Annotated in this window: 21 protein-coding genes and 1 pseudogene; 15 read left to right on the plus strand and 7 right to left on the minus strand. The window is 74.4% G+C overall.

Annotation, left to right across the window (positions count from 1 at the left end):
* A pseudogene (locus AB6N24_RS17595) lies at positions 1-541 on the minus strand (helicase-associated domain-containing protein); the annotation flags it as partial.
* Positions 542-682: 141 nt separating this feature from the next.
* Between AB6N24_RS17595 and AB6N24_RS17600 the strand changes: the two are divergent.
* From AB6N24_RS17600 to AB6N24_RS17615, 4 genes are all read left to right on the plus strand, one after another.
* On the plus strand, positions 683-1,939 hold the full coding sequence (locus AB6N24_RS17600) for an EAL and HDOD domain-containing protein (protein WP_412870687.1): 1,257 nt from the start codon (positions 683-685) through the stop codon (positions 1,937-1,939).
* Between the two features lie 104 nt (positions 1,940-2,043).
* A complete protein-coding gene (locus AB6N24_RS17605; RefSeq protein ID WP_258724232.1) occupies positions 2,044-2,427 on the plus strand; it encodes a cold-shock protein in 384 nt (127 codons plus the stop codon).
* A gap of 1 nt (position 2,428) precedes the next feature.
* Positions 2,429-3,694: a DUF3027 domain-containing protein gene (locus tag AB6N24_RS17610; RefSeq protein ID WP_412870688.1), complete on the plus strand. Its 1,266-nt coding sequence runs from the start codon at positions 2,429-2,431 to the stop codon at positions 3,692-3,694.
* Positions 3,691-7,128, plus strand: coding sequence for a sacsin N-terminal ATP-binding-like domain-containing protein (locus AB6N24_RS17615; RefSeq protein WP_412870689.1), 3,438 nt, complete (start codon positions 3,691-3,693; stop codon positions 7,126-7,128). The genes AB6N24_RS17610 and AB6N24_RS17615 overlap by 4 nt, the downstream gene beginning before the upstream one ends.
* Before the next feature lie 88 nt (positions 7,129-7,216).
* On the opposite strand, the gene AB6N24_RS17620 is transcribed toward AB6N24_RS17615, so the two are convergent.
* The 6 genes from AB6N24_RS17620 to flgN all read right to left on the minus strand — a co-directional run bounded on the left by AB6N24_RS17620 (position 7,217) and on the right by flgN (position 12,148).
* Positions 7,217-7,450 carry a DUF2530 domain-containing protein gene (locus tag AB6N24_RS17620; protein WP_412870690.1) on the minus strand — a complete coding sequence of 78 codons (234 nt, stop codon included), beginning with the start codon at positions 7,448-7,450 and terminating at the stop codon, positions 7,217-7,219.
* A gap of 142 nt (positions 7,451-7,592) precedes the next feature.
* On the minus strand, positions 7,593-8,816 hold the full coding sequence (locus AB6N24_RS17625; RefSeq protein WP_412870691.1) for an EAL and HDOD domain-containing protein: 1,224 nt from the start codon (positions 8,814-8,816) through the stop codon (positions 7,593-7,595).
* Between the two features lie 83 nt (positions 8,817-8,899).
* Entirely contained in the window at positions 8,900-9,337 is a 438-nt protein-coding gene (locus AB6N24_RS17630) for a flagellar assembly protein FliW (RefSeq protein WP_412870692.1), read from the minus strand.
* On the minus strand, positions 9,334-10,203 hold the full coding sequence (gene flgL / locus AB6N24_RS17635; protein WP_412870693.1) for a flagellar hook-associated protein FlgL: 870 nt from the start codon (positions 10,201-10,203) through the stop codon (positions 9,334-9,336). The genes AB6N24_RS17630 and flgL overlap by 4 nt, the downstream gene beginning before the upstream one ends.
* Positions 10,204-10,218: 15 nt before the next feature.
* Positions 10,219-11,652 carry a flagellar hook-associated protein FlgK gene (gene flgK, locus AB6N24_RS17640; protein ID WP_412870694.1) on the minus strand — a complete coding sequence of 478 codons (1,434 nt, stop codon included), beginning with the start codon at positions 11,650-11,652 and terminating at the stop codon, positions 10,219-10,221.
* A gap of 10 nt (positions 11,653-11,662) precedes the next feature.
* A complete protein-coding gene (flgN, locus tag AB6N24_RS17645; protein ID WP_034633462.1) occupies positions 11,663-12,148 on the minus strand; it encodes a flagellar export chaperone FlgN in 486 nt (161 codons plus the stop codon).
* A gap of 469 nt (positions 12,149-12,617) precedes the next feature.
* On the opposite strand from flgN, the gene AB6N24_RS17650 reads away from it, so the two are divergent.
* The 11 genes from AB6N24_RS17650 to AB6N24_RS17700 all read left to right on the plus strand — a co-directional run.
* Positions 12,618-13,496: a sigma-70 family RNA polymerase sigma factor gene (locus AB6N24_RS17650; RefSeq protein WP_412870695.1), complete on the plus strand. Its 879-nt coding sequence runs from the start codon at positions 12,618-12,620 to the stop codon at positions 13,494-13,496.
* 203 nt (positions 13,497-13,699) lie between these two features.
* The gene (locus AB6N24_RS17655) at positions 13,700-14,875 is read left to right on the plus strand and encodes a flagellin N-terminal helical domain-containing protein (RefSeq protein WP_412870696.1); all 1,176 of its coding nucleotides are present in this window, start codon (positions 13,700-13,702) and stop codon (positions 14,873-14,875) included.
* Between the two features lie 159 nt (positions 14,876-15,034).
* Positions 15,035-16,408 carry a flagellar filament capping protein FliD gene (gene fliD / locus AB6N24_RS17660; RefSeq protein WP_412870697.1) on the plus strand — a complete coding sequence of 458 codons (1,374 nt, stop codon included), beginning with the start codon at positions 15,035-15,037 and terminating at the stop codon, positions 16,406-16,408.
* 52 nt (positions 16,409-16,460) lie between these two features.
* A complete protein-coding gene (locus AB6N24_RS17665) occupies positions 16,461-16,916 on the plus strand; it encodes a flagellar export chaperone FliS (RefSeq protein WP_412870698.1) in 456 nt (151 codons plus the stop codon).
* A complete protein-coding gene (locus AB6N24_RS17670; RefSeq protein ID WP_412870699.1) occupies positions 16,906-17,283 on the plus strand; it encodes a hypothetical protein in 378 nt (125 codons plus the stop codon). Before AB6N24_RS17665 ends, AB6N24_RS17670 begins: the two co-directional genes overlap by 11 nt.
* A gap of 279 nt (positions 17,284-17,562) precedes the next feature.
* Positions 17,563-17,907 carry a flagellar basal body rod protein FlgB gene (locus tag AB6N24_RS17675; protein ID WP_412870705.1) on the plus strand — a complete coding sequence of 115 codons (345 nt, stop codon included), beginning with the start codon at positions 17,563-17,565 and terminating at the stop codon, positions 17,905-17,907.
* On the plus strand, positions 17,907-18,308 hold the full coding sequence (gene flgC / locus AB6N24_RS17680) for a flagellar basal body rod protein FlgC (RefSeq protein WP_412870700.1): 402 nt from the start codon (positions 17,907-17,909) through the stop codon (positions 18,306-18,308). The genes AB6N24_RS17675 and flgC overlap by 1 nt, the downstream gene beginning before the upstream one ends.
* A complete protein-coding gene (fliE, locus tag AB6N24_RS17685; RefSeq protein WP_412870701.1) occupies positions 18,308-18,643 on the plus strand; it encodes a flagellar hook-basal body complex protein FliE in 336 nt (111 codons plus the stop codon). Before flgC ends, fliE begins: the two co-directional genes overlap by 1 nt.
* Entirely contained in the window at positions 18,643-20,244 is a 1,602-nt protein-coding gene (fliF, locus tag AB6N24_RS17690) for a flagellar basal-body MS-ring/collar protein FliF (protein WP_412870702.1), read from the plus strand. Before fliE ends, fliF begins: the two co-directional genes overlap by 1 nt.
* Positions 20,244-21,248, plus strand: a complete 1,005-nt coding sequence (gene fliG, locus AB6N24_RS17695) for a flagellar motor switch protein FliG (RefSeq protein ID WP_412870703.1) — start codon at positions 20,244-20,246, stop codon at positions 21,246-21,248. The genes fliF and fliG overlap by 1 nt, the downstream gene beginning before the upstream one ends.
* Positions 21,241-21,459 (plus strand): hypothetical protein (locus AB6N24_RS17700; protein ID WP_412870704.1); only part of this gene is annotated, 219 nt, incomplete at its 3' end. The genes fliG and AB6N24_RS17700, both read left to right, overlap by 8 nt.

Here is a 21,459-nt window from a genome sequence, read left to right on the forward strand (position 1 = left end):
TTGTGTATAAGTGACCGGCGTCGGCGGTCCCGGCGGCGTCCGACGCCCGGGCGAGGCCCGCCGGGTAGGCGCCGAACAGCTCCGCGAGCCCGGGAGCGGGGACGAGGGGTGCGTCGTCGGCGACCGGGCCCCCCGGAGCGGCCCCGACCTCGTCCTCACCCGCGGGCACCCGCGAGCCCGGGGCGCGCTCGTCCGCCGCGTCCGGCACGTCGGGACGCACGAGCAGCAGCTCGCGTGACCGGTCGAGGGCGTCGCGCACGAGCGCCTCGTCCCCGGGGTCGGTCGCGCCGAGCGCGCGCAGCACGTCCTGCGTCGTCACCGGGTCCGCCAAGCCGTGCAGCGCCGCGACGGCCTCGACGACCTGCAGTACCGCGGCGTCGACCCCGGCCAGCGCCCGTTCCAGGCTGCTGCGGCTCGTGGCGCGCGCGGCCAGCGAGGACAGCGTCGAGGGTGACGGGGTGGCCAGGTCGGGGCGGCGCAGCAGCAGCGCGACGAGCTCCTCGTCGCTCCGCGAGCGCAGGTACGCACTGAACGTGGCCATCCGCTCCACGATACGTGCGCGCCACATCCGGCCGCGCCACGTCCTCAAGCCGCCCGCGCACGCGCCGATGGACAGGGGGACCGGCCGACGTCGCCGGACGCGCCGGCCGTCGGCGCGCAGTCCACGTGCAGGAGTCCAGGGATGACGCAGGCGCCGGTCCGGGTCGACCCGCGCCGCACGCACGAGGTCTGCATCGCTCGGCAGGGCATCCACGACCTCGTCGGGCGGCCGGTGGGCCACGAGCTCCTGTTCCGGCCGACCGCGAGCAGCACCGTCTCGGGCGTGCGCCCCGGCATCGACGACGACGAGGCGACCGCGACCGTCATCTCGGCGACCCTCGGCGAGTTCGGCGTGAGCGACGTCGCCGGCGACGGCCTCCTCTTCGTCAACGTCCCGCGCGCGTTCGTCGTCGGCTCGCTGCCCGTCGCGCTCGACCCGGACCGCGTGGTGCTCGAGGTGCTCGAGCGCGTCCCGGCCGACGAGGAGGTCCTCGCGGGCGTCCGGTCGCTGCGCGAGCAGGGCTTCGCGATCGCGCTCGACGACTACGTCCCCGGCGACCACCGCGCGCCGCTGCTCGAGCTGAGCGACTACGTCAAGGTCGACATCGAGGACCTCGGCGACGGGCTCGCCGAGTTCGCGGCCGAGCTCCGCGAGCAGTGGCCCGACGTGACGCTCATCGCCGAGCGCGTCGAGACCGAGGCGGACCTCGAGGCCGCGCACGCCGCGGGCTTCGACCTGTTCCAGGGCTACTTCTTCCGCCGTCCCGTCGTCCTGACACGGCCGGCGCTCGCGCACCACGCGCTCGTCGCGGGCCGCCTGCTCATCCGCCTCGGGGACCCGCAGGTCTCGTTCCGCGTCGTCGCGCGGCTCACCGCGGCGGACCCGTCGATCGCGCTCAAGGTCCTGCGCGTCGTGAACTCCGCGGCGGGCGCGGGCCGCCCGGTCCGCAACCTGCACCAGGCGCTCGTGCTGCTCGGGCGCGAGCGGTTCCGCGCCCTGCTGATCCTCGAGATCCTCGTGACCGCCGGGCACCACGACGACGAGCTGCCGCTGCGCTCGCTGGCCCGCACGCGCGCCGCCGAGCTCCTCGCGCCCGGCGCGCCGCTCGAGGCGTCCACCGAGGAGCTCGTGCGCATCGTCTCCGAGCTGCTCCGGGTGCCCGTGAGCGAGCTCGACCCGGCGCTGCACCGGGCCCGCCCGAGCGCCGAGGCCCTCGGGGCGTGCGACGTGCTCGACGCGTACCTCAAGGCGGTCGACGTCGACGCGACGCCCGCGATCGGGGCGCCCTTCACGGCGCTCGACGTCTCGCACGCCTACCTCACGGCGGTGAAGGAGGCCCGGGCGCTGCTCTCGACGGTGTTCTCCCCGGTCGAGCGCCCGGAGGGCTGGGACGCCTGAGCCCCTCCCGTGCGCGGCGCGGGCTCGGGTCGCCGGTGCCGCGCGCACATCACGGGCAGGTAACCTTGAGCGTTACGACATCCATCGACACCTCAGGGGTTGCAGTGCCCACCGGCAAGGTCAAGTGGTTCGACACCGAGCGCGGGTTCGGCTTCATCGCCAGCGACGCGGGCGACGAGGTGTTCCTGCACGCCTCCGCGCTGCCCGCAGGGGTCACGGCGCCCAAGCCCGGCACCAAGGTCGACTTCGGCGTGGCCGACGGGCGACGCGGCCCGCAGGCGCTGTCCGTCAAGTTCCTCGACCCGGTGCCGTCGGTCGTCAAGGCCACGCGCAAGCCCGCCGACGACATGGCCGTCATCGTCGAGGACCTCATCAAGGTGCTCGACAAGGTCGGCAACGACCTGCGCCGCGGCCGTTACCCCGACAAGGCCGCCGGCGAGAAGTACGCGTCGCTGCTGCGTGCCGTCGCCGACAACCTCGAGGGCTGACATGGCCGCCGCCACGAAGGACGCCGTGCTCGGCTCGGCCGTCGAGCTCGCGCGCCAGGCCGCCGTCGAGCTCGCCGAGCAGCCGGGCGACGTCGGCGAGCACCTCGGCCACGTCGTCGACGGCGAGCGGCTCGTCTCGCACCGCTTCGCGTGCACCGCGCGCGGCTACCGCGGCTGGGTCTGGACCGTGACGCTCGCCCGGGTGGCCCGCTCGCGCACCGCGACGGTGTGCGAGGCCGTGCTGCTGCCCGGCGACGACGCGATCCTCGCGCCCGAGTGGCTGCCGTGGTCCGACCGGCTGCGCCCGGGGGACATCGGCCCCGGCGACGTCCTGCCGTTCCGCGCCGACGACCCGCGCCTCGAGCCCGGCTGGACGCCCACCGGTGACGAGGAGCTCGACTCCGTCGCGATCGAGGAGCTCGCGCTCGCGCGGGCCCGCGTCCTGTCGGCCGACGGTCGCGACGAGGCCGCGAACCGCTGGTACGCCGGGCCGCACGGCCCCACGTCGCCCGGGTCCCTCGCGTCCGCCGCCGCGTGCGGCAGCTGCGGCTTCCTCGTGCCGCTCCAGGGCTCCCTCGGCACCGTCTTCGGTGTGTGCACCAACGCGTGGTCGCCCGACGACGGCACCGTCGTGAGCCTCGACCACGGCTGCGGCGCGCACTCCGAGACCGACGTCGAGCCGCAGCCGAGCGAGTGGCCCGCACCCGACCACCACCTCGACGAGCACGACGTCGAGGTCGTGCAGCTCGCCCCTGCCGCCACCGCCGAGACGGACGCGGCCGACGCGGAGGCGGCGACTGCGACGGCCGGCGAGGCCGTCGACGCCGCTGCTGCGGGCGCCGCTGCTGCGGACGACGTGCCGGAGGTCGTCCCGGTCGAGGCGGGGGACGCGGTGCTCGACGCGGGACCCGACGCCGCAGCCGACCGGGTGGACGACGTGAATCCCGCCGGCGTCGAGCCGGCCGGGGCGGCGCAGGCGGGCGTCGAGCCGGAGGCCGACCCGCTCGCGGGCGAGGAGCTCGCGGAGCTCGGCTCGGAGGCGGACCCGGAGCCGGGCGACCCGGCGGACGAGACGGCCACGCCCGCGGACGAGACGACCGCACCCGCGGTCGAGACGGCCACGCCCGCGGACGAGCCGGCCACGCCCGCGGACGAGACGGCCACGCCCGCGGACGAGACGACCGCACCCGCGGACGAGACGGCCACGCCCGCGGACGTGCCCGCCGAGCCCGCCACCGAGACGGTCGAGCCGAGCCCCGAACCGTGAGCCCGGACGCCTTCGGCACCGCTGCGCTGCGCGCGGCCGTGCTGGAGGCGTGGCGTGCGTCGCCCGCGCGGCTGCGCGAGGACGCGAACACCGAGGAGGACCACGCCCGCGGGTACTACCGCGACCGCGTGCTCGTCGAGCTGGCCCAGAACGCGGCCGACGCGGCGACGCGCGCGGGGGTGCCCGGGCGGCTCCTGCTGCGCCTCGCGTCGACCCCCGAGGGTTCGGTGCTCATCGCCGCCAACACGGGCACACCCCTCGACGAGGCCGGCGTCGCGTCGCTCGCGTCGATGCGTGCGTCGGCGAAGCGTGAGGGCTACGTCGCGCCGGCGCAGCCGTTCGGGCGGGGACCGGCGGTCGTCGGGCGGTTCGGGGTGGGGTTCGCCGCGGTGCGGGCGGTCGCCGACGAGGTCTCGGTGCTCTCGACCACCGGGGGTGTGCGGTTCTCGCTCGCGGACACCGTGAGCTTGCTCGCGGAGGCCTCGGCGGACGTGCCCGCGCTCGCCGACGAGGTCCGGCGCCGCGACGGCTCGCTGCCCGCGCTGCGGCTCCCGCTCCCCGCCGAGGGGTCCCCGCCGACGGGCTACGACACCGCCGTCGTGCTCGAGCTGCGGGACGAGGTCGCAGCCGACGAGGTGCGCGCGCTGCTCGCCGCCGTGGGAGACCCGCTCCTGCTGGCGCTGCCCGGGCTGGTCGAGGTCCTCGTCGAGGACGACGCGGCCCCGCGTCCCGTGCGCCGGGTCGCCGACCTGCACGAGCGCTGGCACGTCGCGTCGGCGCACGGGGAGCTCGACCTCGCGCTGCTAGTGGACCGCCCGGTCGAGGAGCGCACCGCGCGAGGGTGGCGCGTGACGTGGGCGGTCCCGCGCGCCACGGCACGTCCGGACGCGGCACGGCCGCTCGGCCCGCTCGGCGAGGTCGGCCCGCTCGGCCCGCTCGGCGAGGTCGGCACGGTCGGGCAGGCGTCCGGCTCGGTGACCTGGACGCCGGTCGTGCACGCCCCGACGCCGACCGACGAGCCGTGCACGCTGCCCGCGCTGCTGGTCGCGACGCTCCCGCTCGACCCGTCGCGCCGCCACGTCGCACCCGGCCCGCTCACGGACGCCGTGCTCGCGCACGCGGCCCACGTCTACGCGGTGCTCGCGTCCGGCGCGGCGGAGCGCGGCGACGACCCGCTCGTGCTCGTCCCGACCGGGCTGCCGGGCGGGGCGCTCGACGGCACGCTCCGCCGGCTCGTCGTCGAGCGGCTCACGCGCACGCCGCTGCTGGCCTCGGGCGCCACGGGCGCCGCGGTCCCCGAGGGTGGGGACGCGGGCGTCGACCGGGGGCGCGACGAGGCCGACGGCGACGGGCTCGACGGGGCCCGTGCCCAGCTCGTCGAGCCCGGGCGTGCCGTCGCGGTCGAGGGCGAGGTCGGCCGGGACCCCACGGCGGTGCACGCGCTCGCCGCGCACGCCCGCGGCCTCGTGCTGCTGCGCCCGGGCGGCGAGGCGGCGGCGCGCACGCTCGGTGTCGAGCTCCGCCCGCTCGCGGACGTCGTCGAGGAGCTGCCCGCCGTCCGCGGCGCGGAGCCGGGGGAGTGGCGCGCCCTGTACGCGGCGCTCGACGGGGCGGCGCAGGACCCGGCGACGCGCGAGGCGCTCGGGGCGCTGCCCGTGCCGCTCGCCGACGGACGGGTCGTCCGCGGTGCGCGCGGCCTCGTGCTGCTCGACGACGCCGGGCGCAGCACCGACGTCGTCGACGCGCTCGGGGTGCTGGGCCGGTGGGGGCTGCGCGTGGTGCACCCGGACGCCGAGCACCCGCTGCTCGCCCGGCTCGGCGCGACGACCCCCGACGCCGCGGGCCTCCTCGCGCACCCGGCCGTGCGGCAGGCGGTCCTCGACCAGGCCGACGACGACGACCTCGCGCTCGCGAGCGACGTCACCGACGCGGTCCTCGCGCTCGTCTCCGCCGCCGTCGCCGGGCGCAGCGGGGCGTCGGCGGAGCCCGGGCCGCTCGCCGCCGTGGCCCCCTGGCTCGGGCTCCTCACGCTCCCCGCGGCGGACGGCGAGCCGACCCCGGCGCACGGGCTCGTCGTCCCCGGCTCGACGGCCGCCGCGCTGCTCGACGACCGCGTGCTCGCACCCGTGCAGGCGGAGCTCGTCGAGCGCTGGGGCACGGGCGTGCTCGTCGCCGCCGGGGTGCGCGAGGACCTCGTCGTCGTGCACGTCGGAGACGTCGTCGCCGGGGCGGTCGACCTCGGGTCGTCGGACGCCGACGCGCTGGCCACCGGGTCGCTCGACGCCTGGGAGGACTACGCCGAGGAGCTCGCGGAGATGTTCGGCGCGGGGGCGTACGTGCCGGACGTCCGCGCCGTGGCGGACCTCGACGCCGTCGGGCCCGGGCAGTGGCCCGCGGTGCTGGCGCGGCTCGCGGAGCGCCCGGACCTGCGCGGCGCGCTGCTCGACCCGGTGCGGGCCGAGGGCGCCACGGCCGGCAGCGCCCCCTCGTACACCGCGTGGTGGCTGCGCGAGCGCGCGGACCTCGGGCTCGGCCGCCCGTTCGCGGTCGGCGGCGCGCGCGACGACGCCCTGACCCGGCTGCTGCCCGACGCGCCGGACGTGCTCGCCGGCGTCGACCCCGAGTTCCAGCGCGCGCTCGGCGGTGTCGGGTCGCTCGACGGCCTCGACCCCGGTGCGTGGCGGCACGTGCTCGACGGGCTCGGGGCCGCGGGATCTCCGGTCGACCTCCCGGTCGCGGCGGGGCTCTGGCGCACGTGGGCGGCGCTCGCCGGTGGGCCGTCGGGTGCCGGCACCGGTGCAGGGCCGGGGGACGAGGTCGAGCTCGTCCCGGCGCTCGTCGGGCCGACGCGCGTCGCGGTCGTCCACGCCGACGACGCCGCCGTGGCCGACTCCCCGATGTGGTGGCAGCGCACCGACCTGGCGGCGCTCGTCCCGGCCCCGGCCCCGGTCCCGGCCCCGGCCCCGACCTCCCCGGTTCCGGCCTCCGGCGCCGAGGCCGGCGACGTCACCGACGGGCGGTCACCCGCCGCGGCCCTCGCGGCGCTGCTCGGGCTGCCGCTCGCGTCGGACCTCGCGGACGGCGTGGTGGACGACGGTCCGGACGGTGCGCGCGCGGCCGGCGCCGGCGACGAGGCCGGCGCCGGCGGTGAGGTCGTCCCGACCCCCGCGGCGGTGCTGCGCCTGCTCCGGGATGCGCCGGCGACGTGGGTCGAGCACGACGAGCTGCGCGTCGACGGGGTGCCCGTGGACTGGTGGGTCGAGGGCTCCGGCCCGGACGCGGTCGTGCACGCGACGCAGCTCGCGGCGCTGGCGCGCGGGCTGGCGCAGGCGGCCGGGCGGTGGACGGACCGGCACGCGGTCGAGATCGTGCTGACCGAGCCGCGTCGCGCGGAGGAGATCGCGGTCGAGCAGGCGGCGGACCCCGCGCCCTGAGGGGCGAGCAAGGCCGCACGCTCCGGCGTGCGAAGCGCTCGTGGGACCCCGGCCGGTCGGATGTGCCCGCCGGCCCGGAGGGGCGCCGCTAGTGCTGGCGCCGGGCCCAGAGCAGCCCGAGGCCGCCGAGCACGACCCCCACGCAGCACGTCGCGATGACCGTGGACGTCACCTCGACGCCCGGCCACAGCACCATGACCGTGAGCGCGACGAGCCACGTCGCGCTGCCGACGACGAACGCCGGCGCGAGGCTCACCGGGACGGGCTCGGGCGCGGGCTTGCGACGGTCGGGGTGGAGCACGAGCTCGAGCAGCGAGGGCACGGGCCCCAGGTTACGGGGTCGAGCGCGGGCGTCGTCCCTGCTCTGCGGCACGACGGTCGCCGCCCTGCGGTGCGACGGTCCCGGCCTGCGCCAGCACGGTGCGGCCGTCGCAGGCGGAGCCGGGGCAGGCCGGTCGGCTGGATCAGGCCGGTGCGGCGACCGCGAGCGCCGTGGCGGTCGCGAGCGCCTCGGGGACGACCGCGAGGCACGCCTGCGCGACGTCGTACGGCTCGAGGCCGGTGGCCCGGACACCCTCGATGTCGTTCTCCTCCAGAGCGAGCACCGCGGCGAGCGCGGGACCGTACGGGCCGGAGAAGCTGCGCAGCGCGTCGGCCACGTCGGCGGAGACGCCGGTGCGCTCGACGAGGTCGTCGACCGCGATGCGCTGGTGCGCGGCGACGGCCGACAGGAGCCCGACGGTGTACGCGGCGTCGGCCCCCGTCACGGCCCGGCACGAGAGCGCCCGGGTGAGGATGGACCAGAGCGGGCCGATGGTGGTCGGCTGCGCGTCGATCAGCGACGCCATCGCGACCGCGGAGAGCTGGTGCGGCCCGACGAGCACGACGGCCTGGTGCACCGAGTCGACCTTGCGGCGCAGCGCGAACGTGCTCGCGTTGACCAGGTGCAGGACGCGCATGACGAGCTCGGGGTCGGACCCGACGGTGCGGACGACCGCAGCCTGGTCGATGTGGTTCTGCGTGAGGAGCTGGAGCAGCTCGAGGCACTGGAGCTCGCCCGCGGTGAAGCTGCGGCCGACGGTCTCGGGGTCGCGCTGGAACATCGGGCCCTGGAGCATCTCGACGCCGAGGTCGAGCCCGGCCTTGATGCGCTCGCGCGTGTCGGCGCGCTCGGCGATGACGAGGACCCCGGCGGCCTGCGCCCGGGCGACGAGCATGGCGAGCCGGTCGTAGCCGCGCCCGACGTCGATCTTCACGAAGTCGGCCTGCGCGAGGAGGGCGTCCTGCGGCACCGTGCCGGTGTAGTCGGCCAGCGCGATGCCGAGGCCACGCTCGCGCGCTGCGGCGACGAGCCCCGTGATGTCGGCGAGGTGCGTCAGCTCGGGCGTGACCTCGAGCACGACGCCCGACGGCGGCGGGGTGAGCCGGACCTCGCCGGCCAGCAGCCGGGGTGTCGCGCGCAGGAAGACGACCCGGTCGCCGGCGAGGCGCGGCAGGTCGAGGCGGGCGTACTCGGCGTCGGCGAAGCCGGCGATCTCGTGCTCCGGGACCGCCTCGCCCGCGGGGTCGAGCGCGGCGACGCGCACCGCGTAGCCGTACACGGACCGGTCCACGTAGACCACGGGCTGCCGCAGCACGCTGATCTCGCTCACGCGCGTGGGTGTGCCCGGGTCGTCGATCACGCTCATGGACGGGTCTCCTGGATCGAGAGAGGTGTGTCGCCCCGCCTATCGGCAGGCGACCGGACCCGGTGAGGGGCCGATCGGGCGACTCAGGCGAGCGGGGCGCGCAGGGGCCAGTCCTCGTCGACGACGCTCTGGACGGCGGCGCCCGTGACGGGGTCGACGACGAGCGGGGCCAGCAGGTTGGCGGTGGCCGGGTGGGGGCCGTCCGCGGGGTGCACGACGACGAGCAGCACGAGGCGCTCCGCCGGGGCACCGACCGCGGCGACCGCCTCGGCGGACACCGCGGGGGCGTAGTCGGGGAAGAACGGCTGCGGCACGACGACGAACAGGCGCACGGGCTGCACGCCGGGCGCGGGGACCGAGCGGATCGCGTGCAGGACGCCGATGTCGTCGAGCGACGTGACCTCGAACCGGGTGTGCCCCGGCAGGCCCGGCAGGGGCTCGCGCAGGTGCAGCGTGGTGGGCACGCGCACGCCGGTGAACGGGTGCGTCTCGTGGTCGGTCACGACGGTGGTCTGGCTCATCGCAGGAACTCCATCAGGGTCGGCTGCAGGACCTTGCCGGCCGCTCCGAGGGCGCCCTGGTAGGCGACCTCCTGCATCTGGAGCTCGAGGATGATGCCCGCGAGGTCGACGTCCTCGATCGCGGACAGCTGGGCCTTCGTGGACTGCTGGGTCTCCAGCAGCGTGCTCTGCGCGTCCTGCACCCGGTTCTGGCGGGCGCCGACGCCGGAGACCTGGGTCAGCATCGACTCGAACCGCGAGTCCATCGCGGTCAGGTGCGTCGTGACGTCGCCGCCCGAGCGCAGGGTCGCGGACACCGTCTCGAGGAGCGCGAACACCGAGTCGGCACCCTCGCCGTAGACGGCGGCCCCGTCGGCGTCGACGCGGACCGTGGTGTTCTCCGCGACGCGCCGCTCGACGCTCGACCCGGGGGTGCCGGTGAACGCGTAGTCGTCCGTGAACGCGACGCCGGCGCCGGACGTGCCGGCGAAGACGCTGCGGCCGAGGTAGCTCGTGTTGGCCTGCTCGAGCAGCGCCGCGCGCAGCCCGTCGACCTCCGCGGCGAGGGCCTCGCGCGACGTGGCGCCGAGCCCGCCGTTGCCGCCCTGGACCACGAGGTCGCGGGCCCGACGCATCGTCGCCAGCGACGACGTGAGCGCCGAGTCGACCGTGGTGAGCCAGCCGTTGCCGTCGTCCGCGTTGCGCGCGAACTGGGTCTGGGCGCGCTGCTCGCCCCGCAGCCGGAGCATGTCGGACGCCCCGGCCGGGTCGTCCGAGGGCAGGTTGATGTTCTTGCCGCTCGACATCTTGGCCTGCAGGTCTGCCATCTTCGACAGGTTCTGCTGCAGGTTCCCGAGCGTCGAGCGCTGGACCGTCTGGTGCGTCACGCGGTTGATCACGTGCTACCTCCCGACCACGCCGGTGCGGTTGATGAGTGTGTCGAGCATCTCGTCGATGGCGGTGAGGACCCGGGCGGCCCCCTCGTACGCGCGCTGGTAGGCGAGCATGTTCACGGCTTCCTCGTCGGTGTCGACGCTCGCCTGGGCGAGCTGCTGCGACGCCGCGGCGGCCCGGGAGGCCTCGGCGACGTTCGCGCGGGACGCGGCGCTGGCGGTCTTGACCCCGAGGCTCACGACCGTCGAGCTCCAGGCGGCGTCGGGGCCGTCCTTCGCGGTGCCGAGCTTGGCGAGCGCGTCGCCGACGGAGCCGTCGAGCGGGCCCTTCGCGGGGTTGCCCACCGCGACGTGGCTCGGGTCGGTGATCGCGACGCGCAGGCCGAGGGCCGCCGGCTTCCCGGCGTCGAACGCGAAGAACGCGCCGCCGGCGGTCGTGCCGTCGGCCCGGGTCGCCGTCGCGTGCAGGGCGTTGACCTGGGTCGCGAGCTGGGTCGCGAGCGCGTCGTACGACGCCGCGGCCTCGGTGAGCATGCCGCCCGAGCCGGCCGGGGTCCCCGGGGGAGCGGTGACGGACAGCAGGCCCGCGACGCGTCCGCCGTCGAGCCCGACGGACAGGCCGGGCTTGCCGGCCCAGCCGACCGTGACCGCGGCACCGCCGGTGGCCTGCGCGAACGTCGTCGCGCCCGTGACCTCGAGCGCCTTGGCCTTCGCGCCGTCGACGAGCGTGTTGCCGGCGACGTAGACGTCGAGCTGGCCGTCGGGGCGCGTGCGGGTCGTCGCGCCGACGAGCCCGGACAGCTGGACGACGAGCTGGTCGCGCTGGTCGAGCAGCTCGTTCGCGGCCGCGCCGGAGTTGGTGATCGCGAGGATGCGCGAGTTCAGGTCGGCGACGTTCGCGGCGGTCGTGTTGACCTGGTCGACGAGCCCGACGGTCGTGGTCCGCGCGTGGGACCACTGCGACTCGGCGGAGTCGTACAGCGACGCGACGCGGTCGACGACGGCCTGCGCGGTCTCGAGCAGCACGGCGCGGGCGGAGTCCTTGTCGGGGGTGTTCGAGACGTCGCCGAACGCGCCCCAGAGGTTCGTCAGCTGCTTGGCCAGCCCGGTCGTCGCGGGCTCGCCGACGCTCTTCTCGAGCTGGGAGTACGCGGCCGACTGCGCGGCGAGGTAGGAGGCGCCGGCGGTCTCGGTGCGCACGCGGGCGTCGAGGAACGCGTCACCGAGGCGCGTGACGCCCGTGACGTTGACGCCGAGCCCGACGCCGTCGGAGGTCGAGAACATCGAGGCGACGTTGGCCGCGGGCAGCGCCGACATCGCGGCGCGCTGACGCGTGTAGCCGACGGTGTTGGCGTTCGCCACGTTCTGGCCCGAGACGTCGAGGGCCTGACGCTGGGCGATGAGCGAGCTCAGCGCGGTGCCGAGTCCGGAGAAGGTGCTCACGGGATCCCTTTCAGAACGACCGGTCGAGCAGCTGGGCGCTGCGGTCGTGAGGAGTGCTGGCCATGCCCTGCACGTCGTAGGTCTGGACGGTGTCCTGCATCGTCATGAGGGTCTCCTGGGTCGCGCGGTGCGACATCGCGAGGAGCTCGCGGTTGCCGTCGGCGAGCTGGCCGATCTCGGCGGTCAGGGTGACGAACGCGTCGCGGTGCGCGCGCAGCAGCTCGTCCCACGGCGGGGGTGCGTGCTGGGAGATCTCGAGGAGGCTCGCGCCGGGTTCCATGCCGAGCAGGGCGGCGACCTCGTCGGCCTCGACCGAGCGGCCGAGCTCCGCGTCGCGGATCTGCTCGAGCACGGTCTCGACCTCGCGGGTCGCGTGACCGAGCCACCGGGTGCGTCCGCTCGTGAGGACGAGCTGCTCCTCCTCGAGCTTGAAGAGCAGGAGCTCCAGGAGGTGCCGTTCCTTCCACAGGACGTCGGACAGTCGTGCAAGGGCCACGGGGGCGGGCCTCCTCTCTCGTCTCTCGGGCGCTCGTGGCGCAGGGGTTCGGGTGGTTCTGGCCCCTCTATCGGCCGCCCCGCGCGGATGCTGACGATTCCGGCGCGATCTCTCGTGGACCGCGTCGGACGCGGCGGTCCGGTTCCGGGTGAACCGCGCGCGGGCGCCCGTCCTTGCTTCTCGCGGGCGCGCGCGAGGCCGGCCGGCTCCGCCGAACCGGACGTTCACGGGCATGTCGTACGGGGCGGTGCTGGACGTCCGTCCAGGTCAGAAGCCTCACCCGGGTCCTTGAGGGTTGCTGCGCTGTGATCTGCGTCACACCCGGATGGCGCAGCCGGAAACCTATGGGTGGGGATGGGCGATTCGCTCACCCACATCGTCCGATTCGTTCTCGACGGTTGCCTCAGAGCCTCGATATGAGCGCTCACACGGGCTCAAGCCCGGGCCCCAGGACCCCGAAATACGTGAGGTGACAACCACTGGACACCCCACGGACGAGCTCGTCGTCGCGAACCTGGCCCTCGTCGGCTACCAGGTCTCCGAGGTCCTCATGCGCGTCCCCCCGACCGTCAGCCGCGACGACCTGGCCTCCGCCGGGCACCTCGCGCTCGTCCTCGCCGCCCGGGCCTACGACCCGACCACCGGCGTTCCCTTCGCCCGCTACGCCGCCCTGCGGATCCGCGGCGCGCTGCTCGACGAGCTGCGCTCCATGGACTGGGCGACGCGCGGCGCACGCCACCGTGCCCGTGAGCTCGCCAGCACGAGCGAGCGCCTCACCGCGACGCTCGGGCGCACCCCGAACCGCGAGGAGCTCGCCTCCGCGCTCGGCACCGACGTCGCGAGCGTCGACCAGGCCCGCCAGGACGCCGAGCGCCGCGTGCTCAGCATCGACTCCACGGTCAACCCGATCGCGGAGCTCGTGAGCGACAAGTCGCCCGGCCCCGAGGAGGCGCTCCTCGCCGACGAGCGCCTGCGCTACCTCAAGGCCGGCGTCGCGACGCTCCCCGAGCGCCTGCGCATCGTGGTCGAGCAGCTCTTCTTCCACGACCGCCCCGTCTCCGAGCTCGCCGAGGAGCTGGGCGTCACCCAGTCCCGCATCAGCCAGCTGCGCACCGAGGCCCTCGGCCTGCTGCGCGACGGGCTCAACGCGAGCCTCGACCCCGACCTGGTGCCGGCCGCCGAGCGTCCGGACGGCGTCGCCGAGCGTCGCCGCCAGGGCTACTTCGCCGCGGTCGCCGCGCGTGCCGCCATGGGGGCCTCGGCCGCCGGCGTCGCGCTCAGCCCGTCCGTCCCGACGCAGCGCCCCAGCGTCGTCGCCGAGCAGCGCTCGCTCAGCACGGCTTCCTGACCCGCCCGTACGACCCGCAGGTCTGCGGTTGTCACGGCTCTGACCTGCACGACGAGATCCCCCGTTCACCCGGCCGGTAGGCCGAGAGGGTGAACGGGGGATCTTTCTTTCCGAAGTCCTCATCACCCGGGGGTCCCCCCCGATGAGCACGGTGTGGCCATGGACGGCCAGCATCTCGACCCGAATCAAGGAGGAGTTCCATCATGGGTCTCTCGATCAACCAGAACATCGCGGCCGTTAACTCGTACCGCAACCTCAGCAACACCCAGAACGACCTCTCCAAGTCGCTCGAGAAGCTCTCGTCGGGCTTCCGCATCAACCGTGCGGCGGACGACGCGGCCGGTCTCGCGATCTCCGAGGGCCTGCGCTCGCAGGTCGGCGGCCTGAAGGTTGCTGCTCGCAACGCGCAGGACGGCATCTCGGTCGTGCAGACGGCTGAGGGCGCCCTGACCGAGACGCACGCGATCCTGCAGCGTGTGCGTGACCTGGCCGTCCAGGCCGGTAACGACTCGAACAACACCAAGGCGCGCGAGAACATCGACGCCGAGGCCACGCAGCTCGTGTCGGAGCTCGACCGCATCGCCAAGTCCACGAACTTCAACGGCACGAAGCTTCTCGACGGCACCGCCGGCGGCGGCTCGGGCAAGCTGCAGTTCCAGGTCGGCGCGGACGGCGACGCCAACAGCCAGATCACGGTCGACCTGTCGGGCGCCAACATCAAGGCGATCGCGGAGGACCTCACCACCGGTGCGCTCGCGACCGGCGGCACCACGTTCGACGTCGACTCGGCCACGCTCGCGGCCGGCGACTACACCTTCTCGGTCGACAACGGCTCGGGCGTCACGTCCGACGTCGTCGTCTCGCTCGCCACGGCGCCGACCACGGTCCAGGGCTTCGCCGACGCGCTCGCCGGTGACACGAACTTCGCCGCGAACTTCAGCGTCGACGTCATCAAGGACGCGAACGGTGCCGCGACGGGCGTCTCGATCAAGGCGCTCAACGGTGGTTCCGTCGGTGCCGCGACCGACCCGGGCGCCGGTGTCGACAACGGCACGGTCGTCGCCAACACGACGGCTGGTCTGGACTTCTCGTCCGCCACCGCCGCGCAGGCGTCGATCACCAAGATCGACGAGAAGATCGAGTCGGTCTCCACGGCTCGCGCCAACCTCGGTGCGCTCCAGAACCGCTTCGAGCACACGGTCAAGAACATCAACGTCTCGGTCGAGAACCTGTCCGCGTCGGAGAGCCGCATCCGCGACACCGACATGGCGTCGGAGATGGTCTCGTTCACGCGGGCCCAGATCCTCTCGCAGGCCGGCACGTCGATGCTCGCGCAGGCCAACCAGATCCCCCAGGGCGTGCTCTCGCTCCTGCGGTGACCTGAGGGCTGATCCCGCGGGGTGATCCTCCGCGCAGCCCGCACCAGCACCACACGACCGGCGGTGGGTGGACGAACCGTCCGCCCGCCGCCGGTCGCGCATCCAGCACCAGCCGGCGCGCGCAGCCGCCACAGAACAGCAGCAAGGGACGGGGACCTCATGGTGTCGATGGGCATCGACGGGATGATCAGCGGTCTGAACACGACCGACCTGATCAACCAGCTCATGCAGGCCGAGGCGATCCCGCAGTCGCTCCTCAAGACCAAGCAGACGAGCACGACGACGTTCGTGACCGCCCTGCAGACCCTCAACACCAAGGTCGCCTCGCTCGCGGAGGCCGCGACGACGGCGACAAAGCCCGCGTCGTGGCAGGCGTACAAGGCCACGTCGTCCGCGACGAGCGTGACCGCGACGACCACGTCGGCCGCGCTCCCGTCCGAGATCAGCTTCCGCGTCGACGCGCTCGCGAGCAACCAGGTGTCGCTGCTCGACGTCGCGAACCCGGCGGCCGTGTTCCCGGGGACGCCGCCGACGTTCACGATCAAGCAGAAGGACGGCACCGCGACCACGATCACGCCGGTCAGCGGGAAGCTCGAGGACGTCGTCACGGCGATCAACGGCTCGTCCGCCGCCGGGGTCAAGGCTGTCGCGGTCAAGGTCGGCGCGGACTACCGCCTGCAGCTCTCGGGGACCGGCACCGGCGCGAACGAGGCGTTCGACGTGTACGCCGGCGCGGCCGCCGACATCACGGACACCACCCCCAAGGTCGCGCTCGGCAACCTCAAGACGGCGAGCGACGCCCAGGTCACGCTCTGGCCGCAGAACGACAGCCTGAAGAAGACGGTCACCTCGACGTCCAACACGTTCTCCGACGTGCTCGACGGCGTGAGCTTCACGGTGTCGGCGCTGCCCAAGGCCGACGACGCCCCGGTCACGCTGACCGTCGCGCGCGACGACGCCGCGATCAAGAAGCTCGCCTCGGGCCTGGTGGGCGCGCTCGGCGTCGTCCTGTCCGAGGTCACGTCCCGCAGCGCGACGACCACGAAGACCGGCGACGACGGCCGCACGGTCGTGACCGGCGGCCTGTTCAGCGGCGACTCCGCGGTCCGCGGACTCAACCAGCAGCTCCAGACCGCCGCGTCCTACCCGGTCGACGGCACGTCACCCGCCGAGGTCGGCATCGTGGTCGGCCGGGACGGCACGTTCACGTTCGACGAGGCCAAGTTCACCGCCGCGATGGCGGCCGACCCGGCGAAGGTCCAGAAGGTCGTCGCGGGCATCGCCCAGCGCGTCGCCGACGTCGCCACCCGGGCCTCGGACAAGGTCGACGGCAGCCTCACGCTCAAGATCACGAGCCAGCAGGGCATGGTCAAGGACCTCGGCGACCAGATCGCCAACTGGGACATCCGCCTCGCCTCGCGCCGGGCCGGCCTGCAGACCACGTACTCCGCCCTCGAGGTCAGCCTCTCGGGCCTGAAGTCGCAGTCGTCGTGGCTCGCGGGCCAGCTCGCGTCGCTCCCGACCTACGGCTGACCCGCCCGGCCCCCGACCGCGTCCCGCCTCCGACCCACCGAAGGACCCCGCCATGTACGACGTCCGCTCCCGGTACCTCGCCGACACCGTCGCGACGGTCGGGCCCTCGCGCCTGCTCACGATGCTGTACGACCGCATGGTGCTCGACGTCGAGCGCGCCGAGAAGGCGCTGCAGGCGGGGGACAGGGTCGAGGCGACCCAGCAGCTCACGCACGCGCAGGACATCCTCGCCGAGCTGATGTCGAGCCTCGACGTGGACGCGTGGGACGGCGGCCCCGGCCTCATGTCGCTCTACACGTTCCTGCTCTCCGAGCTGATTGAGGCGTCGATGACGGGCAGCGCCGAGAAGGCTGCCGCGTGCCGCGAGATCATCGCCCCGCTGCGCGACGCGTGGCACGAGGCCGCGGCGTCGCTCGCGACCGCACCGGCGTCCCCCGTCGTGCCGACCCAGCGCTTCGGCGCCGAGACGGGCGCCAGCACCGGGCTCGGTGTCCTCGGTGTCGGCTGACCGGGGGATCGCCGGCCCCTCGGGGCTGCACCCGGGCCTGCACGCCGTGACGGCTCCCGCCTGGGAGGCGGCCTGGTCGCACGCGCTGACCGAGCTCGAGCTCGACGTCGAGCAGGCCGAGGCGCTGCTGCGCGCCGACCACGCCGGCCCCGTCGAGCTGCGCACGCAGCCGTGGGTCCCGCCCACCGGGCTCGGGCCGCTGCCCGCGCCCCTCGTCGAGCGCGCGCAGGCGCTGCTCGACCGCCAGCTCGACGTCGCCCGGCGCACCGCCGAGGCCGCCCTGCTGAGCCGCCGCCACCTCGTCGCCGTCGACGCGATGCGGGAACGCCCGCCGGCCGTGCCGGTGTACCTCGACACCCAGGGCTGAGCGCCCCGCACCCCGCCCGCGCACCGGAGCACCGAGCTCCGGCGCGCGTCGTCGTCCCCGGCCCCGCTCGACGCGAGCACCGGACACCTCCGGACATGTGCGATCGAAGCGGTTCGACCGTCCGGGTGAGCAGGGGGTGAAGCCCGGCCCGCCCGGGGAAAAGGTCTCAGGTCACCCGGGTGGAACCCGATGGGAGGCGTGAGCACGGATCGCTCACCCAGCAGGCCACGGATCGGCCGACCTCAGCACCATCGTCGGTGAGGTGTACCTCGCATGGGCATGTTCGACTCCGTCGGCTACGTCGCGCTCAACAGCGCGCTCGACGGCCTCGCGCTGCGGCAGCGCACCATCGCGGAGAACGTCGCGAACATCCAGACCCCCGGCTACCAGGCCAAGCGCGTGCAGTTCGAGGCCGAGCTGAGCCGCGCCGTCGGGACCGGGTCGAAGGACGCCACGGCCGCGAACGTCGCCCGGTCGCTCGAGCCGACCCGCGAGGACGGCAACAACGTCAACCTCGACGCCGAGACGCTGCTGAACGTCGACACCAACCTGCGCTACCAGCTCGCGACCCAGGCGGTCGACGGCACCTTCTCGAGCGTGCGCGTCGCGATGAGGACGAGCTGATGACGATCTTCGGGGCGATCGGCGTGGCCGGCAGCGGCCTGACCGTGTACCGCAAGTGGCTCGACGCGGTCAGCGACAACCTCGCGAACGTGTCCACCGTCCGCTCGTCGAACGAGGCGGCCTACCAGGCCAAGTACGTCGTCGCGAGCGAGATCCCCACCGCGAACGGCGGCGGCGTGCAGGTCGCGGGCATCGAGCTCGGCGACGCCGAGGGCCGCATGGTCTACGAGCCGGACCACCCGCTCGCCGACGAGGGCGGCTACGTGCGCTACCCCGACATCGACATGTCGTCCCAGATGTCCCAGCTGATCATGGCGCAGCGCGGCTACCAGGCCAACGCCGCCGTGGTCGACCGTGCCAAGGCCACCTACGAGGCCGCTCTCCAGATCGGACGTTCCTGATGAGCATCCCCGCGATCTCCGGCATCTCCGCCGGCGTCTCGCCCGTCGCCGCGACCGGCTACCTCTCCGGCCCCACGGGCGCCACGGGTGTCGACGCCTCCGCCTCGACCGACGGGGGAGCGGGCTTCGCCGCCGCGCTCGGGTCGATCGAGAACCTCCAGCAGCTGCAGTCGACGAGCAACGAGCTCTCGGTCAAGGCCGTCACCGGTGACCTCGACGACGTGCACGACTACACGATCGCCGCCGCCGAGTCGAAGCTCGCGCTCGAGCTGACCGCCGCGGTGCGCAACAAGGCCGTCGAGGCGTTCACCGAGATCATGCGGATGCAGGCCTGATGCCCGCGCAGCTCACCGGCGCGCTGGGCAAGCTCACCGCGGCCGTCAAGCAGTTCTCGCTCGCGCAGCGCACGCTCGCGCTCATCGGCCTCGCGGTCCTCGTGCTCGGGGCCGTCGCGCTCAGCAGCTGGGCCGCCAAGCCGAGCCTCAGCCCCCTGTTCACGGGCCTGTCGTCGACCGACGCCTCGGCCGTGGTCGATCAGCTCGACGCCGAGGGCGTCGCCTACGAGCTCACCGACGGCGGCGGCACCGTCCTCGTGCCGGCCGACTCGCTCTACAACATGCGCCTCAAGCTCGCCGCGGCGGGCCTGCCCGCGAACGCGGACGGCGGCGGCTATTCGCTGCTCGACGACATGGGCATGACGTCCTCGGAGTTCCAGCAGGAGGTCACCTACCAGCGGGCGCTCGAGGGCGAGCTCGCCAAGACGATCGGTGCGATGCAGGGCGTCGAGGCCGCGACCGTCAAGCTCGCGCTGCCGCAGGACAGCGTCTTCGTCTCCGAGAAGGCCGACCCGACCGCGTCGGTGTTCATCCGCACGAAGACGGGGGTCGACCTCTCGGGCGACCAGGTGCAGGCGATCGTCCACCTCGTGTCCGCGGGCATCGAGGGCATGAAGACGACCGACGTCGCCGTGATCGACGCGGCCGGCAAGGTCCTCTCGACGGTCGGCGCGAACCCGACGGGCGGCATGTCCGGTCAGCAGACCGGCGAGTACGAGGCCCGCGTCAAGGGTGCCGTGCAGGCGCTGCTCGACCAGGTCGTCGGTGCGGGCAAGTCGGCCGTGACGATGACCGCCGAGCTCGACTACGACCAGACGCAGCGCACGAGCGAGTCGTTCACCGCCCAGCCCGACACCCCGCCCCTCGCGTCGTCGACGACGACCGAGGAGTACACGGGCACCGGCGGCGGCAACGCGACCGGCGTGCTCGGTCCGGACAACATCGCCGTCCCGAACGGGGACGCCGCCGGCAACGGCACCTACTCCTCGACCAGCGAGGACGTCACCAACGCGATCGACAAGGTCACCGAGCAGACGACGACCGCGCCGGGCAGCGTCAAGCGCCAGTCGCTCGCCGTCGTGGTCGACGCCGAGGCGACCGCCGCGATGGACATCGCCGCGCTCACCGCGACGCTGAGCGCCGCCGCGGGCATCGACACCGTGCGGGGCGACACCATCGCCGTGCAGCAGATGCTCTTCGACACGAGCGCCGCCGAGACCGCGCAGGAGGCGCTCGCCGCCGCCGACCGGCTCGCCGAGAAGGAGCAGCAGGAGTCGCTGATCCGCCAGGCCGTCATCGCCGGGGTCGTGCTGCTCGTCGTCCTCGCGCTCGTCGTCGCCGCGGCCCGCCGGTCGCGCCGCAGCCGCCGCGAGTCGCTCGACATCGGCGAGCTCCTGCCGATCCGCGAGGTCGACCCGCTCGGCATCGAGGGCGCCGGCGACGGCGTCCCGGCGCTGCCCGCCGCGGACACGGTGCCCGAGCTGCCCGACGCGCTCGCCGTCAAGCGCGCCGAGATCTCCGCGCTCGCCGACGAGCAGCCGGCCGAGGTGGCCGACCTGCTGCGCGGCTGGCTCTCCACGTCCGGAAGCGGTCGCCGCTGATGGCCGCGACCCTCACGGGCACGCAGAAGGCCGCGATGCTGCTCCTGCAGCTCGGCCGGGACCGTGCCGCCCGCGTCATGGCGGAGCTCGACACCCCGGAGATCGAGGCCCTCACGGCCGAGATCATGCGGCTCGAGCGCGTCGAGCAGGGCCAGGCCGACGAGGTCCTCGAGGAGTTCTACGACGTGTCGGTCGTGGGCCCCGGGGTCGGCGGCGGCATGGCGTACGCGCAGGCGCTGCTCGAGTCCTCGCTCGGCACGGAGCTCGCCGCGGGCATGCTCGCGCGGCTCCAGACGACGATGGCCGGCCAGCCGTTCGAGTTCCTGCAGAACGCGGACGCGCGCCAGGTCCTCTCGCTGATCAGCAACGAGCACCCGCAGGCCGTCGCGCTCGTGCTCGCGCACCTGCGCCCCGAGCACGCCTCGGCGATCCTCGCGGGCCTGCCGGGCGAGCTCCAGGGCGACGTCGCGCACCGCATCGCGCTCATGGAGCGCGCCTCGCCGGACGTCGTCAAGGTCATCGCCGAGAACCTGCAGCGCAAGGCCTCGACGGTCCTCACGCCCACGGAGATGTCCGCGATCGGCGGCGTCCAGCCGCTCGTCGAGATCATCAACCGCGCCGACCCGACGACCGAGAAGCTCATCCTCGAGGGCCTGATGTCCCGCGACGAGGCGCTCGCCGACGAGGTGCGCAGCCGGATGTTCGTCTTCGGCGACATCGTGCTGCTCGAGGACCGCGCGATGCAGCTCGTGCTGCGCTCGGTCGAGACCTCGGAGCTGTCGATCGCACTCAAGGGCGTCTCGACCGAGGTCCGCGACAAGATCCTGCGCAACCTCTCGGAACGGGCGCGCGAGAACCTCGTGGAGGAGATCGAGCTGCTCGGCCCGGTGCGCCTGTCGCAGGTCGAGGACGCGCGCGCGCAGATCGTGCAGTCGATCCGCCGGCTCGAGGAGAGCGGCCAGATCGTGATCCGGCGCGACGGCGAGGACGAGTACGTTGCCTGACGTCTTCAGCGCCGTGCTGCGCCCGGCCGCCGCCGCAGCCACCGCCGCGCCCACCGCCACCTCCGCGTTCACCGCGCAGACCGGCGCGCCCACCGCGACCCCGGCCCCGGCGCCCTCCGCGCCCGTGCCGGCGGTCTTCGAGCGCGTCGCGTCGGCCACCTCGGCCCGCGCCGTCGAGGCCGAGCGCGAGCGGGCCCGGTCCGCCGGGTCC

Origin of the sequence: Cellulomonas jepli, from assembly GCF_047229345.1 — a bacterium.
GTDB lineage: Bacteria > Actinomycetota > Actinomycetes > Actinomycetales > Cellulomonadaceae > Cellulomonas_A.